The sequence below is a fragment of the Pseudomonas sp. genome, from assembly GCF_035277045.1.
Lineage (GTDB): Bacteria > Pseudomonadota > Gammaproteobacteria > Pseudomonadales > Pseudomonadaceae > Aquipseudomonas.
Window position 1 is genome coordinate 1 of record NZ_DATELE010000154.1, and the last position, 14,821, is coordinate 14,821.

Sequence of the window (14,821 nt, forward strand, 5' to 3'; positions counted from 1 at the left end):
ACCGTGTGGGCGCAGGACGAAGCCAGCTGCGTGATCTATGGCATGCCCATGGCGATCGTCAAGGCCAACCTGGCCGACGCGGTCTACAGCCTGGACGAGATCGGCAAGCACCTGGTCGAGGCCTGTGTCTGATGGATGTCCTGAGCCTGATCGGCCTAATTCTCGCCTTCGTCGCCATCATCGGCGGCAACTTTCTGGAAGGCGGGCATCTCTCGGCGCTGGTCAACGGGCCGGCGGCGCTGATCGTGCTTGGCGGTACCCTGGCGGCATCGCTGCTGCAATCGCCCCTGAGCGCGTTCAAGCGGGCCTTGCAGATTCTGGTGTGGATCTTCTTCCCGCCACGGGTCGACCTGGCCGGTGGCATCGACCGGGTGGTCAACTGGAGCCTGACGGCGCGCAAGGAAGGCCTGCTGGGCCTTGAGGGCGTGGCCGACGCGGAGCCCGACCCGTATGCGCGCAAAGGCCTGCAGCTGCTGGTCGACGGCGCCGAGCCCGAGGCCATCCGCAGCATCCTCGAGGTGGATTTCCTGACCCAGGAAAGCCGTGATATCCAGGCAGCCAAGGTGTTCGAGAGCATGGGCGGCTACGCGCCGACCATCGGCATCATCGGCGCGGTGATGGGCCTGATCCATGTGATGGGCAACCTGGCCGACCCGTCCCAGCTGGGCAATGGCATCGCCGTGGCGTTTGTCGCGACGATCTACGGCGTGGCCAGCGCGAACCTGATCCTGCTGCCGGTGGCCAGCAAGCTCAAGGCCGTCGCGTTGCGCCAGTCGCGCTACCGCGAGATGCTGCTCGAGGGTTTGCTGTCGATCGCCGAAGGGGAAAATCCACGCTCTATCGAGCTGAAGCTGCAAGGCTTCATGGAGTAACGCATGGCTCGCCGTCGCAAGGTCGAAGAACCCGAAAACCATGAACGCTGGCTGGTGTCGTACGCCGACTTCATCACCTTGCTGTTCGCGTTTTTCGTAGTCATGTACTCGATTTCCTCGATCAACGAGGGCAAGTACAAGGTCATTTCCCAGGCGTTGCTTGGGGTGTTCAACGATCCGGAACGCAGCGTCAAGCCGATCCCGATCGGCGATGCGCAGCCGCTGAGCGTCAAGCCGGCCGAGCCGCTGGTCAAGGACAGCGAACAGGTGGACGCGGGCCTTGGGCAGACCAGCAGCGACGCGCTCAAGACCATCACCGATGAGGTGCGCGAGGCCTTTGGCGACCTCATAAAGTCAGACCAGATGACCGTGCGCGGCAATGAGCTGTGGATCGAGATCGAGCTCAATTCCTCCCTGCTGTTCGGCAGCGGCGACGCCATGCCCAGCGACATGGCCTTCGCGATCATCGAGAAGGTGGCGAACATCCTCAAGCCGTTCGCCAACCCTGTGCACGTGGAGGGCTTCACCGACAACCGGCCGATCCGCACGGCGCAGTACCCGACCAACTGGGAGCTGTCGTCGGCGCGGGCGGCGAGCATCGTACGCCTGCTGGCCATGGACGGTGTCGATCCGGGGCGAATGGCGTCGGTCGGCTACGGCGAGTACCAGCCGGTCACCAGCAACGACACCGCCGAAGGACGTGCGCGCAATCGCCGGGTGGTGCTGGTGATTTCGCGCAACCTCGAGGTGCGCCGCAGCCTGACGAGCTCGGGGTCGGCAAATTCGACGCCCGATGCGGCGTTGCGGCGGGCTGGCACATAAACTGCACCGCATCGGCCATAGCGACGGCTGGGGGTAATCCCGTCAATTCCCCGTCACCGACTTTTTCAAACCCGTTCCTGGCAGGGCAGGCGGCCCTACCGGGAGGAAGCAACGCACAATGAGAGTCTGGGCAGTAGCCAATCAAAAAGGTGGCGTCGGCAAGACCACCACGACCATCGCCCTGGCCGGCCTGCTTGCCGACGCGGGCAAGCGCGTGGTGGTGGTCGACCTCGACCCCCATGGGTCCATGACCAGCTACTTCGGGCACAACCCCGATGCGCTGGAGCACAGCTGCTATGACCTGTTCCTGCACAAGGGCGCGGTTCCCGAGGGGTTGCCCGGGCAGTTGCTGCTGCCGACCAGCCATGAACGCATCTCCTTGCTGCCCTCGAGCACCGCGCTGGCGGTGCTCGAGCGCCAGTCGCCGGGGCAAGGTGGCCTGGGGCTGGTGATCGCCAAGAGTCTGGCGCAGCTGTGGCAGGATTTCGACTATGCCTTGATTGACAGCCCGCCGCTGTTGGGTGTGCTGATGGTCAATGCCTTGGCGGCCAGCCAGCAACTGGTGATCCCGGTGCAGACCGAGTACCTGGCGGTCAAGGGGCTGGAACGCATGGTCGGCACGTTGGCGATGGTCAACCGGTCGCGCAAGCAGGCCTTGCCGTACCACATCGTGCCGACGCTGTTCGACCGGCGCACCCAGGCGTCGCTGGGTACCTTGAAGGTGCTGCGCGACGGCTACCCGGAACACCTGTGGCAGGGCTTCATTCCGGTCGACACGCGGCTGCGTGACGCGAGCCGCGCAGGGGTGACGCCTTCGCAGTTCGATGGCAAGAGCCGTGGCGTGGTTGCCTACCGGGCGCTGCTCAAGCAGTTGCTGACCCACAACAGCGCATTGCAGGTAGCTTGATGACTCGCTCCACGCAGACCTCCACGCGGCCGCAACTGGCCCTGCAGTCCTATCTTGATGGCTTGTTGCAGGAGGCGACCGAAGCGTTCGACGCGCCCCTGGACCTGCCCACGGCCGAGCCCGAGGGCCGGTCGGTGCCTACCGATGAATTCGAAGCCGCGGTGCGCGAGGAGCAGGCCCGTGATGCCCAGCCCGTGGTTGCCGTGGTGGAAGCCGAGGTGATTCCCCAGGCTTGCGTGCCGGTGTTGCTCGACCTGCAGGCGCCTGCCGAACCGCTGGCCGACGTGCCTGCGCCGGCCGAACCCTTGGTCGACCTGCACGTACCGGCCGCGCCTGCCGCGCCAGTGCCGCCGGACGCCGTCGATGGCCGTCCGGCCTGGGCCGCCGAGCCTTTCGAGTGCCTGCTGTTCGACGTAGCCGGCCTGACCCTGGCGGTGCCGCTGGTGTGCCTGGGCTCGATCTACAACTTGGCCGGGCAGGAGCTCACACCGCTGTTTGGCCAGCCTGACTGGTTTCTCGGCATCCTGCCGTGCCAGGCGGGCAACCTGAAGGTGCTGGACACCGCGCGCTGGGTCATGCCTGACCGCTACCGCGATGATTTTCGCCAGGGATTGCAGTACGTGATATCGGTGCAGGGCTACGAATGGGGGTTGGCGGTGCATCAGGTCAGCCGCTCGCTGCGCCTGGACCCGAACGAGATCAAGTGGCGTAGCCAGCGGGGCCAGCGCCCATGGCTGGCCGGCACGGTGATCGAACACATGTGCGCGCTGCTTGACGTCGCGGAGCTGGCCGAGCTGATCGCCAGCGGCGCTGTCAAACAGATGCACATCAATCAGTAAACGAAAGAACACACCGCCCAAGGCGGATTTTGAGGGTTTGGGGAATGAAAAAGTCGTCTGCACAGGGTTCCGAGGATCCGATCCTGCAGTGGGTCACCTTCCGCCTGGACAATGAGTCCTATGGCATCAACGTGATGCAGGTACAGGAAGTGCTTCGCTACACCGAGATCGCCCCGGTACCGGGTGCGCCGAGCTATGTGCTGGGCATCATCAACCTGCGCGGCAACGTGGTGACGGTGATCGACACCCGCCAGCGCTTTGGCCTGATGCCGACCGAGGTGACCGACAACACCCGTATCGTGATCATCGAGGCCGACAAGCAGGTCGTGGGTATCCTGGTCGACAGCGTCGCCGAGGTGGTCTACCTGCGCCAGTCCGAAGTCGAGACCGCGCCGAACGTCGGTAACGAGGAGTCGGCCAAGTTCATCCAGGGCGTGTGCAACAAGAACGGCGAGCTGCTGATCCTGGTTGAACTCGACAAGATGATGACCGAGGAAGAGTGGTCCGAGCTGGAGAACATCTGAGTTGATCTACGAGGTTGCTGTCATCTTCCTGGCGCTGCTCTGGGCGCTGAGCCTGTGGTTCTTCCTGAACCACACCAAGCGCCAGCGTGAGCTGGCGGTCCAGCAGGCCCAGGGCGATGCGCTGCGTGACCAGCGCATCAAGGACCTGTCCAAGCGCCTGGATGACTACCAGAACGGCAGCGTGCGCATGGGCGAGGCGCTGCACGAGCTTCGCGCGGTGGTCGCGCCGCTGCCCGACAAGCTTCTGCAACTGGAGCAGCGCGACCCCAACAGCCTGTCGTTCACCCAGGCTGCCCGCCTGGTCGGCATGGGCGCCAGCGTCGACGAGCTCAGCCAGACCTGCGGCCTGACCCGCGCCGAGGCCGAGCTGATGAGCAAGCTGCACCGCGGGCAGTGAGCCGCCTGCCTGTCCCGCGGTCGGCCCGCTCCCACAGGCCCAGCGCCATACCCGTGCAAGCTGCGAGTCAGGTAACGGTCCAGCTGTTGGCCTGGCCCATTTCGATCAGCTGGTCCAGGGGCGCTTGCTCCTGGAGGGCCTGGACCAGCTGGTTGAGCCGAACCACCTTTGTCACATCCAGCACGGGCGCGACCATCAGCACGCAGAGTTCACGCAACTGCCGCAGCCAGGGCAGGCGCTGGTCAATCACGTCATTCACCACGCCAGGCCCGGTCAGGCGGTTGAGACGCCGGGCATAGTCCTCGAACGCCGTCGGTTCGAGGCGAGGGTCGGGACGATGCTGATAGAACCCCGGATCGTCGGCATAGCGCTGCAGCATTTCATCCGAAATCGCATCCAGCGTCGGGTTGCCGGCATGGCTGCCCATCATGCTGGTGTTGTATTTCAGGTACATCCCGAGCCGGTCGTTGGAAACCGGTGGGGCCAGGACCAGTCCGTCGTGGGTGGTCGTCAGCGTGAAGCGGGTGAGCAAGGGACTGGTGGGACCGGGGGCGGCTGGCAGCACCAAGCGGTCGTCGGCGTCCATGTACAGTCCTCCATCGGCATGCAGGAGGCGCACCCGCAAGATATCCGCCGCCGAGCTGCAGTTGCGCGCCAGCCCGCCGTTGCCGTCCAGCGCCGCCTGGTACTGGGCGAAATAGCGGCTTCGGGCGAAGCTTGCGAAGGCTGGCTGGTCTTCGAGGGGCAACACCATGATCCTTGGCGCGTGCGCCGTCAGCAGCGCATGATTGCGCGCGTACACCGCAGGTTGCTGGCGCGACAGGAACAGCTGGTATTCATGGTCGGCGCCTTCCATAGCGCGTGAGTTGTGGGCCAAGGCGTCAAGAAACGGCGCGCCGATCTCCCTATTCCCCACCCAGATGCTGAACAGGCGACGGGGGATCGGTGTGCGCGCCAGCGTCTGGTAGGGGGCGAAATCGACCGGCAGATCAACCTGGATGCCCAGCCGGCGCAGGCTCTCCATGCGCTGCGCATCGCTGACCAGGCGGCTGGGGTTGTCAAGGCGGACCAGGCCACTGCCACCCTGCTGCGGAGCGATGAAGCGCGGCACGTCTGCACTGCCCAGATCGGTGCCGCGGATGAAACTGTCGCTGCCGAGTTCGTAGTGCACCGCAACCCTGCCAGCGTCGGGGCTCTCGGCGATCAGCGCGTTGAACCGCGGGTACAGGCCGGCATCGATGCGGGTGACCAGGTAGGCGGGCGCCTGCGCAGGAAACCGGGCCACCTCCTCGACCGGCCGAAAGGCGCTTCTCACCGGCTCCAGCCCGATCGGCGGTTCCACCAGAGGCGTTTCGGACAGCCCCCGAGCGAGCCTGGCAAAGGGCACGAAGCCTGGCTGCCGGTAGACAAACAACGCGGAGCCCGAGGCCAGGGTTCCGACCGCCAGCGGCAACGCGTTCAGCAGCCCGTAGACCTGATTCTCCACGCCCTGCACCTTGTCGTGCAGGGTCTTGCCGTTGATCGCCTGGTCCAGGCCCAGCCCGAACTGGGTGAGCCCGCCGGCCAGCAGCAGCGGCCCCAGCTCTGGCATCACCAGGGCCACCGGCAGCAGCAAGGTGGTGGCGAGGCTCAGGTACGTACGCCAACGGGCCTTGTCGATCTGCTGGTTGCTGGTGATCAGTGTGTCGGCATCGGCGTAGGAGCGCAGGCGTTGGCGCTCGGTCAGTGCTTCGAAGGGATCGCCCTGGATGACCGGGCTGTAGTGTTCAGGCCGGTAGTTGACCATCTCTTGCGGGTCCCAGGTGCCGCTGGTGGCGAAGCCGGACTGGTTGACGGGAGGATGATGCGCCTTGGGGTAGAGCCCCAAACCGGTTAAGGCGGTCTCCAGGCCGCTGAAGTCCAGGCCGTCGGGCCAGTCCGCCGGGCTGAAGCAGTCGCGTAGGGCGTCGCGCGTGGCGTGGGCCTGGCATTGCCGGGCCACCCACTGTTTCATCGCCGACTCGCTCTCGAACGGGTGCAGCGGCGATGAATTGCCGGGGATGTACAGCAGCGTCAGGCCGCTGTGGTTGTCCTGGATGCACAGCAGCGCAGTGGCGGCATAACCGTACACATTGAGCATCCGCGCCTGGACCCGCGGATGCGGGCTCGCGGCAAGGCCTGCATCCTGCCAGCGCGCGTGCGGCACCAGGCCCGCGATCTGCCAGGCCAGCTGGCGCGCGTGCTCCGACAGGCTGCCTTCAAGCACCTGCTTGTTGCAGGCGGCGATGAAGTTGATCTTGGCAGCGTGCTGGTAGGCCGTTGCGCGGTCCTGCCAGTAGCGGTCCAGCTCGCCCTTGTAGAGGTTGTGAAAGTGCAGGCTCCAGATGAATGTCTGAACGGCTTCGGCCCGCAGGGCGATGTGCGTGTCCGCGTCGTAGCGCGCAGGCTGGGTGTGCCGGTAGAGGCCGTTGTACACCAGGTAGTTGGGGCCGTTGTGAAACGCGTCCGGGGGTTCGAGGCGGTCGACGAGCGTCAGCTCTCCGCGAGGCGGTGTGCCTGCCCAGTTGCCATAGTGAAATCCGCCATAGCCCTCGGCGGGCTCGCCCTGCCAGTTGCCGAGCAGGGCCTCGACCAGTGTCTGCTTGCCAGTGATGACCGCGCGCTCCCGGTAGTGCGCCCGGCCTTCACCTAGCGGTTCGAGCTGGTAGTGGAGGGTGACGACGTCGATCTCGTCCGGCGCCAGCGTGACGCCCTGGGTACCCAGCCATTGTTCGAGCACGTCCCGTGCTCTGCGGTCGGGGCGGGGAAAATTGGCCAGCGCGGCGCGCACCCAGTGCAGGTTGTCGGAAGGAAAGGCGTTCATTCAGGCGATCCTGTGGTGGAAAAAGGAGCACAGGATCGATAACGCCAAGGCTGCGTGGGTGTTAGATATCGCTGGCGCCGGGAGGAGGGGGCAGGCCGGGCCGTCCCGGGGTGACATCGCGGGGCACTGGCGCCTCGTCGACAAAGCCCGTCGGCACCTTGCCGCGCAGTTGCCAGGCAAAGGCGATGATCTCGGCGATGGTCAGGTACAGCGCCTCGGGAATCTGTTCGCCCAGCTCCAGGCGCGCGAGCAGGCGCACCAGTTCAGCGTTCTCGTAGATGGGCACTTCGTGCTGGCGGGCGATCGCCAGGATGGCCTCGGCCAGCTCATCATCGCCCTTGGCGCTGAGGGTAGGGGCCTGCTGGCCGTCGTAGCTTAGCGCGATGGCCTGGCGGGGCTGCTTGTCGGTCATGCGGTTTCATCCACCCAGCGTTGTTCGAGACGGGTACGAGGCCCTTGTGGCGGTGTGCCCGGATGGCAGTGCAGCTCGCCGACGTTCAGTCCACGGGCCAGCAACCGTTCGCGCAGCTCGCCCAGCTGTGTGTCGATCAGTTGCGCGGTGGCTGGGCGTTCGGCCCACAGCTGACCGCTGAGGCTGCCCTGCAGCAGCTGCGCCTGTACCTGCAGCGGGCCGAGCGGGCTGATGTCGAAGGCCAGCTCGATGCGCCACAGCGACTGCAATGGATCACGCTGCTCGCGTTGCGGGTCGTGCTGCTGCTCCGGCGTCTCCTCGCGCTGCAGCTTGACCTGCAAGGGGACGAAGTCCTGGCCACTGCGCACCGGGATCTCCGTTTGCCAGGTGGTCTGCAGGTTGCCGCTGTCGGTGGTGCCGGTCTGTTGCAGGCTGGACAGCTGGTGGCTTTGCAGACGTGCGATGGCGCCCGCGGCCAGGCGCAACAGCTGCTGCAGGTCGCCTTCCTTCTCCAGGTTCTGCAACAGTCGCGAAGGCAGCGGAAAACCGCCCGGCTGCGGCCGCGGGCTGACCTGGCCGAGCATGCCCAAGGCGTTGCGCGCGAGGCCGGGCATGGCCTGGGCCAGGGTGCTGGCGGCGGCGGCCGGGTTGAACACGCTGTTGCCGGGCACGCCGGGCAGCAATTGCGCGACCAGGCGTACCATCTGCCCCTTAAGGTCATCGCCGACGCCCGCGGCCCCACCCAGCAGCCTGCCCTCAAGAAACGCGCCGCTGTTGCCCAGTGCCTGGGCCAGGGCCTTGGCATCGGTGAGCTGGCGGATGTCTGGCAGGCTGGAGAGCAGGCGCTCGGCACTGCCGCGCAACTCGCCGCTGGTGCCGGCATCGGCGCGCAGTTGCGCCAGTGCATCGAGCAGCCCCGGCAGAGACACCTGGCGGTTTTGCTGGGTCGACAGCTGCTGGGCGACGGCCAGTTGATCCTGGCGCCCGCTCAAGGGCACGAAACGCAGTGACTGCTCGCCTTGCACCACGGCGCTGAGCAAGCTGCCCACCGCCAGCGGCCGTGCGCCCTCGATGGCCAGCGTGGCACCGGCCTGGGCGCTGTTGAGCAGGGTGACCAGCGAACGGAAACCCTCGCCCTGGGGCAATGCCTGGCTGGTCACCACCTTGCCCTGGAGCAGCGTGCCCACCGGTACCTGGCGGGTATCGAGATGGGTAAGGGTGGTGATGTTGCTGGCAAAGGCCTGCTGCAAGGTGATGTTCAGGCCGCTGCTGGTCGACTGGCTGACGGTCAGCTGGCTGCCCTGGGGCAGCGGCTGGGCGGCGCTGGCCTGCAGTTGCGCCTGGCTGCCGTTGGCCAGGGTCAGGCGCAGCAGCATCTGGAAGTCCTGGCCGACCTGGCGCAGGGACATGACCTGGGCACTGGCGGTCTCGCCCGGCGCCAGCAGGCCGGGCTGCGGCTGCAGCAGGCGCAGCAGTTCGCCGGTCATCGAGGCCTTGGTGGCCTGATGGGTGACCGGGTTTTGCGCGGCGAGGCTATTGATTTCCGTCATGATTGTATACAACCTGTGAAACCAGCATGTCTGGCGGCGGGATGCCGCATGTATAATGCCGGCCGATCGTTCGGCGGCAGCCCCTCCACAGCAGGGGCGTGCGCCACTGCCAGTATAACGGCAGGGCCGCAGCCGACTTGAGACAGCCATTGCACAAGGCGAAACCGTGACCCTTCATCTTCAAGCCGTGGGCCTGGCCTGCGAGCGCGACTGGCGCATGCTCTTCGAGCACCTGGACCTGCAGTTGCGGCCAGGCGACATGCTGCAGGTCAGCGGTCCCAACGGCAGCGGCAAGACCAGCCTGCTGCGGCTGCTGGCCGGCCTGATGCAGCCGACCGCCGGGCAGATCCTGCTCAACGGCCAGCCGCTGGCGGCCCAGCGCCTTGAACTGGCCAAGGTCTTGTTGTGGATCGGCCACGCCGCCGGGATCAAAGACCTGCTCAGCGCCGAGGAAAACCTCTCCTGGCTGTGCGCCTTGCACCAGCCCGCCAGCACTGCTGCCATCTGGCAAGCGCTGGAGGCCGTCGGCCTGCGCGGATTCGAGGATGTCCCATGCCACACCCTGTCGGCGGGCCAGCAGCGCCGGGTCGCCTTGGCGCGCCTGTACCTGGACAGCCCGCCGCTGTGGATCCTCGATGAGCCCTACACGGCCCTCGACAAGCAGGGCGTGGCCCAGCTGGAGGCGCACCTGGCGGCGCACTGCGAGCAGGGCGGCATGGTCGTGCTGACCACCCACCACACCCTCGCGCGCACGCCGTCCGGCTACCGCGAACTGAACCTGGGGCGGTGGGCAGCATGAGCGTGTTTGTCCTGCTGTTGCGCCGCGAGGCCCGTCTGCTGTGCCGCCGGCCGGCGGAGCTGGCCAACCCTCTGGTATTCTTTGCCATCGTCGTCGCGCTGTTTCCCCTGGCGGTCGGGCCCGAGACGCAATTGTTGCAAACCCTCTCGCCAGGACTGGTCTGGGTGGCTGCGCTGCTGTCCGTGCTGCTCTCGCTGGACGGGCTGTTTCGCAGCGATTTCGAGGATGGCTCGCTCGAGCAATGGGTGCTGTCCTCGCACCCTTTGCCGATGCTGGTGCTGGCCAAGGTGCTGGCCCACTGGATCTTTTCCGGGCTTGCGCTGGTATTGTTGGCGCCGCTGCTGGCCTTGATGCTCGGCCTGCCGCCTGCCTGCCTGCCGGTGTTGCTGGCCTCGCTGCTGCTGGGCACGCCGGTGCTCAGCCTGCTGGGCGCGGTGGGGGCGGCGCTGACCGTCGGTCTCAAGCGGGGCGGCCTGCTGCTGGCGCTGCTGATACTGCCGTTGTATATCCCGGTGCTGATCCTGGGCAGTGGCGCCTTGCAGGCGGCGCTGCAAGCCATGCCGGCGACCGGTTACCTGCTCTGGCTTGGCAGCCTGGCTGCCCTGGCCGTGACCCTGGCACCCTTTGCAATAGCGGCCGGCCTGAAGATCAGCGTCGGCGAATAACGAGGTCTGGGCGCTTGCGCCCAGCAAAGACCCTGGATGTACCGTGATGAAAACAAGCTGGACGTGGTTTCACAAGCTGGGCTCCCCGAAATGGTTCTATGCGATCAGCGGCCGCCTGCTGCCGTGGCTTGCCGTTTCGGCCGTGCTGCTGCTACTGGTGGGCGTGGTCTGGGGCCTGGTATTCGCCCCGCAGGACTATCAGCAGGGCAACAGTTTCCGAATCATCTATATCCACGTGCCGGCAGCGATGCTGGCGCAGTCCTGCTACGTGCTGCTGGCGGTGGCCGGCGCGGTGGGGCTGGTGTGGAAGATGAAGATCGCCGACGTCGCGCTGCAGTGCGCGGCCCCCGTCGGTGCCTGGATGACCGCGGTGGCGCTGGTCACCGGCGCGATCTGGGGCAAGCCGACCTGGGGTAGCTGGTGGGTCTGGGACGCACGGCTGACATCGATGCTGATTCTGCTGTTCCTGTATTTCGGGATCATCGCGCTGGGCCAGGCGATCAGCAACCGCGACAGCGCCGCCAAGGCCTGCGCGGTGCTGGCGCTGGTCGGGGTGGTGAACATTCCGATCATCAAGTACTCGGTGGAGTGGTGGAACACCCTGCACCAGGGCGCCACCTTCACCCTCACCGAAAAACCCGCGATGCCGGCCGAGATGTGGCTGCCGTTGCTGCTCACGGTGCTGGGCTTCTACTGTTTCTTTGGTGCCGTGCTGCTGCTGCGCATGCGCCTTGAAGTGCTCAAGCGCGAGGCACGCGCGAGCTGGGTCAGGGACGAGGTGCTGAACAGCCTGGGGCGGGGGGCGGCGCGATGAGCTTTGCATCCTTCAGTGATTTTCTCGCCATGGGCCATCACGGCCTGTACGTCTGGTCGGCCTATGGCATCTGCCTGGCGGTGCTGGCGCTGAATGTCGCGGCGCCCGTGCTGGCGCGCCGTCGTTACCTGCAAGAAGAGGCGCGCCGTCTGCGCCGGGAGAACCAGCCGTGAATCCGCAGCGCAAGAAACGCCTGTTCCTTATCCTCGGCCTGGTGGCCGGCGTCGGCGTCGCCTTGGCCTTGGCCTTGAGCGCCCTGCAGGAAAACATCAACCTGTTCTACACCCCGACCCAGATCGCCAATGGCGAGGCCCCGCAGGACACGCGCATCCGCGCCGGCGGCATGGTCGAGAAGGGCTCGCTGCAACGCTCTGGCGACTCACTGGACGTACGCTTCGTGGTCACCGATTTCAACAAGTCGGTGCCGATCACCTACCGTGGCATCCTGCCGGACCTGTTCCGCGAGGGGCAGGGCATCGTCGCCCTCGGCAAGCTCAATGCCGACGGCGTGGTGGTGGCCGACGAGGTGCTGGCCAAGCACGATGAGAAATACATGCCGCCCGAAGTCACCAAGGCGCTGAAGGAAAGCGGCCAAGCGGGAGCCCAGCCATGAACGCGGCCCTGCTGATTCCTGAACTCGGCCAGCTGGCGATGATCCTGGCGATCTGCTTTGCCGGGGTCCAGGCGACCGTTCCGCTGTTTGGCGCCTGGCGCGGCGACAGCCTGTGGATGGGCCTGGCGCGGCCGGCCGCCTGGGGGCAGTTCGCGTTCCTGGTGTTCGCCTTCGCCTGCCTGACCCACGCCTTCATGACCGACAACTTCTCGGTCGCCTACGTGGCCAGCAACTCCAACAGCGCCTTGCCCTGGTACTACAAGTTCAGCGCGGTGTGGGGCGCCCACGAGGGCTCGCTGCTGCTGTGGGCGTTGATCCTCGGAGGCTGGACCTTCGCCGTTTCGGTGTGCTCGCGGCAGTTGCCGCAGGTGATGCTGGCGCGGGTGCTGGCGGTGATGGGGATGATCAGCGTGGGCTTCCTGGCGTTCCTGATCATCACCTCCAACCCCTTCGAACGCATGCTTCCGCAGGTGCCGACCGACGGGCGCGACCTCAACCCGCTGCTGCAGGACTTCGGCCTGATCGTGCATCCGCCGATGCTCTACATGGGCTATGTAGGCTTCTCGGTCGCCTTCGCCTTCGCCATCGCCGCGCTGCTCGGCGGGCGCCTGGACGCGGCCTGGGCGCGCTGGTCGCGGCCGTGGACCCTCGTGGCCTGGGCCTTCCTGGGGATCGGTATCACCCTGGGCTCGTGGTGGGCCTACTACGAGCTGGGCTGGGGTGGCTGGTGGTTCTGGGACCCGGTGGAAAACGCCTCCTTCATGCCATGGCTGGTCGGTACGGCATTGATCCACTCGCTGGCGGTGACCGAAAAGCGCGGGGTGTTCAAGAGCTGGACCGTGCTGCTGGCCATCGCAGCGTTCTCGCTGAGCCTGCTCGGCACCTTCCTGGTCCGCTCCGGGGTGCTGACCTCGGTGCATGCCTTTGCCTCCGATCCTGCCCGCGGCGTGTTCATCCTGATCTTCCTGCTGTGCGTGGTCGGCGGTTCGCTGACGCTGTTCGCCCTGCGCGCGCCGGTGGTCAAGAGTCGTGTCGGCTTTGCCCTGTGGTCGCGCGAAACGCTGCTGCTGGCCAACAACCTGGTGCTGGTGGTGGCGGCCTCGATGATCCTGCTTGGCACGCTGTATCCGCTGATCCTCGACGCCTTGACCGGCGCCAAGCTGTCGGTCGGGCCACCGTACTTCGATGCCTTGTTCCTGCCGCTGATGGCGCTGCTGATGCTGGTGCTGGGCATCGGCGTGCTGGTGCGCTGGAAGGACACGCCCGGCAAATGGCTTGTGGGCATGCTGACGCCGGTGCTGGTGGGCTGCGCGATCCTCGCGCCGCTCGGCGGGCTGCTGGTCGACGGTTTCGACTGGGCGGTGCTGACCACCTTCGCCCTGGCCGCGTGGGTGGTGCTGGCCGGTGCTCGGGATATCGTCGACAAGACCCGTCACAAAGGCCTGCTCAAAGGCCTGCGCACGCTGACCCGCAGCTACTGGGGCATGCAGCTGGCGCACCTGGGCCTGGCGGTCTGCGCGCTGGGCGTGGTGCTGTCGAGCCACAACAGCGCCGAGCGCGACCTGCGCATGGCGCCGGGCGAGGGGGTCGAGCTTGCGGGCTACCAGTTCGTCTTCGAGGGTGCGCGGCACTTCGAAGGGCCCAACTTCACGTCCGACAAGGGCACCGTGCGGGTGCTGGAGGACGGGCACGTAATCAGCGTGCTGCATCCCGAGAAACGCCTGTACACCGTGCAGCAGTCGGTGATGACCGAGGCCGGCATCGATGCAGGCTTTACCCGCGACCTGTATGTCGCGCTCGGCGAGCCGCTGGACAATGGCGCCTGGGCCGTGCGCGTGCACGTCAAACCTTATGTCCGCTGGATCTGGCTGGGCGGTCTGCTGACTGGCCTGGGTGGTCTGGTGGCGGCCTTCGACCGGCGTTACCGGGTCAAGGTCACTGCCCGGGTGCGTGATGTACTGGGCCTGTCTGGAGCCACCGCATGAAACGTTGGATCATGGTGTTGCCACTGGCGTTGTTCCTGCTGGTGGCGGTATTCCTCTATCGGGGGCTGTACCTGGACCCTACCGAGTTGCCTTCGGCGATGATCGGCAAGCCGTTCCCGGCGTTTTCCCTGGCCTCGGTGCAGGGTGACCGCACGCTGACCCAGGCCGACCTGATGGGCAGGCCTGCGCTGGTCAACGTCTGGGGCACGTGGTGCCCTTCGTGCAAGGTCGAGCACCCGTACCTGAACCAGCTGGCGCAGCAAGGCGTGGTGATCCACGGCGTCAACTACAAGGACGACAACGGCGCGGCGCTGAAATGGCTGCGTGATTTCCACAACCCCTACCAGCTCGATATCCGGGATGAGCAGGGCACCCTGGGCCTGGACCTTGGGGTGTACGGCGCGCCGGAAACCTTCCTGATCGATGCCAAGGGGGTCATCCGCTACAAGCATGTCGGCATCGTCGATGCCACGGTGTGGCGCGAGCAGCTTGCGCCGCTGTACCAGGGCCTGGTCGACGAGGCCCGGCCATGAGGCGCTGGCTAGCGGCCGCGGTGCTCGCCTTGGGCCTTGGCGGCGTGGCGCAGGCGGCCATCGATACCTATCGCTTCGCCGACGACGCCGAGCGCGAGCGTTATCACCAGCTGACCAAGGAACTGCGCTGCCCCAAGTGCCAGAACCAGGACATCGCCGATTCCAACGCGCCGATCGCCGCCGACCTGCGCCGGGAAATCTTCCGCATGCTCGGCGAGGGCAAGAGCAACCAGCAGATCGTCGACTT

Annotated in this window: 18 protein-coding genes; 15 read left to right on the top strand and 3 right to left on the bottom strand. The window is 66.3% G+C overall.

Features of this window, described 5'->3' with window-relative positions:
- From VJS90_RS07090 to VJS90_RS07120, 7 genes are all read left to right on the top strand, one after another.
- On the top strand, positions 1–132 hold a 132-nt coding region (locus VJS90_RS07090), incomplete at its 5' end, for a chemotaxis protein CheB (RefSeq protein ID WP_324120441.1).
- Positions 132–872, top strand: coding sequence for a flagellar motor protein (locus VJS90_RS07095; RefSeq protein ID WP_324120412.1), 741 nt, complete (start codon positions 132–134; stop codon positions 870–872). The genes VJS90_RS07090 and VJS90_RS07095, both read left to right, overlap by 1 nt.
- 3 nt (positions 873–875) lie before the next feature.
- Entirely contained in the window at positions 876–1,694 is an 819-nt protein-coding gene (motD, locus tag VJS90_RS07100) for a flagellar motor protein MotD (RefSeq protein WP_324120414.1), read from the top strand.
- Positions 1,695–1,812: 118 nt separating this feature from the next.
- Positions 1,813–2,601: a ParA family protein gene (locus VJS90_RS07105; protein ID WP_324120416.1), complete on the top strand. Its 789-nt coding sequence runs from the start codon at positions 1,813–1,815 to the stop codon at positions 2,599–2,601.
- Positions 2,601–3,440 carry a CheW domain-containing protein gene (locus VJS90_RS07110; protein ID WP_324120418.1) on the top strand — a complete coding sequence of 280 codons (840 nt, stop codon included), beginning with the start codon at positions 2,601–2,603 and terminating at the stop codon, positions 3,438–3,440. Before VJS90_RS07105 ends, VJS90_RS07110 begins: the two co-directional genes overlap by 1 nt.
- A 44-nt stretch (positions 3,441–3,484) precedes the next feature.
- A complete protein-coding gene (locus VJS90_RS07115) occupies positions 3,485–3,964 on the top strand; it encodes a chemotaxis protein CheW (protein ID WP_158460343.1) in 480 nt (159 codons plus the stop codon).
- A 1-nt stretch (position 3,965) separates the two neighbouring features.
- Entirely contained in the window at positions 3,966–4,361 is a 396-nt protein-coding gene (locus VJS90_RS07120; protein WP_324120421.1) for a DUF2802 domain-containing protein, read from the top strand.
- A 67-nt stretch (positions 4,362–4,428) separates the two neighbouring features.
- Here the strand turns inward: VJS90_RS07120 and VJS90_RS07125 are convergent, their stop codons facing one another.
- The 3 genes from VJS90_RS07125 to VJS90_RS07135 all read right to left on the bottom strand — a co-directional run bounded on the left by VJS90_RS07125 (position 4,429) and on the right by VJS90_RS07135 (position 9,165).
- Complete coding sequence (locus VJS90_RS07125; RefSeq protein ID WP_324120423.1) at positions 4,429–7,203, bottom strand: dermonecrotic toxin domain-containing protein; 2,775 nt, start codon at positions 7,201–7,203, stop codon at positions 4,429–4,431.
- A 61-nt stretch (positions 7,204–7,264) separates the two neighbouring features.
- Positions 7,265–7,615: an EscU/YscU/HrcU family type III secretion system export apparatus switch protein gene (locus VJS90_RS07130; RefSeq protein ID WP_324120425.1), complete on the bottom strand. Its 351-nt coding sequence runs from the start codon at positions 7,613–7,615 to the stop codon at positions 7,265–7,267.
- The gene (locus tag VJS90_RS07135) at positions 7,612–9,165 is read right to left on the bottom strand and encodes a flagellar hook-length control protein FliK (RefSeq protein WP_324120427.1); all 1,554 of its coding nucleotides are present in this window, start codon (positions 9,163–9,165) and stop codon (positions 7,612–7,614) included. The genes VJS90_RS07130 and VJS90_RS07135 overlap by 4 nt, the downstream gene beginning before the upstream one ends.
- A 217-nt stretch (positions 9,166–9,382) precedes the next feature.
- Here VJS90_RS07135 and ccmA point away from each other — a divergent pair, with 217 nt between their 5' ends.
- From ccmA to VJS90_RS07175, 8 genes are all read left to right on the top strand, one after another.
- Positions 9,383–9,964: a cytochrome c biogenesis heme-transporting ATPase CcmA gene (gene ccmA, locus VJS90_RS07140; protein WP_324120443.1), complete on the top strand. Its 582-nt coding sequence runs from the start codon at positions 9,383–9,385 to the stop codon at positions 9,962–9,964.
- Positions 9,961–10,629 (top strand): heme exporter protein CcmB, encoded by a 669-nt coding sequence (gene ccmB / locus VJS90_RS07145; protein ID WP_324120429.1) that lies wholly within the window; start codon positions 9,961–9,963, stop codon positions 10,627–10,629. The genes ccmA and ccmB overlap by 4 nt, the downstream gene beginning before the upstream one ends.
- Before the next feature lie 46 nt (positions 10,630–10,675).
- On the top strand, positions 10,676–11,443 hold the full coding sequence (locus VJS90_RS07150; protein WP_324120431.1) for a heme ABC transporter permease: 768 nt from the start codon (positions 10,676–10,678) through the stop codon (positions 11,441–11,443).
- Positions 11,440–11,616: a heme exporter protein CcmD gene (gene ccmD / locus VJS90_RS07155; RefSeq protein WP_324120433.1), complete on the top strand. Its 177-nt coding sequence runs from the start codon at positions 11,440–11,442 to the stop codon at positions 11,614–11,616. Before VJS90_RS07150 ends, ccmD begins: the two co-directional genes overlap by 4 nt.
- Positions 11,613–12,056: a cytochrome c maturation protein CcmE gene (ccmE, locus tag VJS90_RS07160; protein WP_324120435.1), complete on the top strand. Its 444-nt coding sequence runs from the start codon at positions 11,613–11,615 to the stop codon at positions 12,054–12,056. Before ccmD ends, ccmE begins: the two co-directional genes overlap by 4 nt.
- Positions 12,057–12,067: 11 nt before the next feature.
- Complete coding sequence (locus tag VJS90_RS07165; protein ID WP_324120444.1) at positions 12,068–14,041, top strand: heme lyase CcmF/NrfE family subunit; 1,974 nt, start codon at positions 12,068–12,070, stop codon at positions 14,039–14,041.
- A complete protein-coding gene (locus VJS90_RS07170) occupies positions 14,038–14,574 on the top strand; it encodes a DsbE family thiol:disulfide interchange protein (RefSeq protein ID WP_324120437.1) in 537 nt (178 codons plus the stop codon). Before VJS90_RS07165 ends, VJS90_RS07170 begins: the two co-directional genes overlap by 4 nt.
- A partial coding sequence (locus VJS90_RS07175; protein WP_324120439.1) for a cytochrome c-type biogenesis protein occupies positions 14,571–14,821 on the top strand: 251 nt, incomplete at its 3' end. The genes VJS90_RS07170 and VJS90_RS07175, both read left to right, overlap by 4 nt.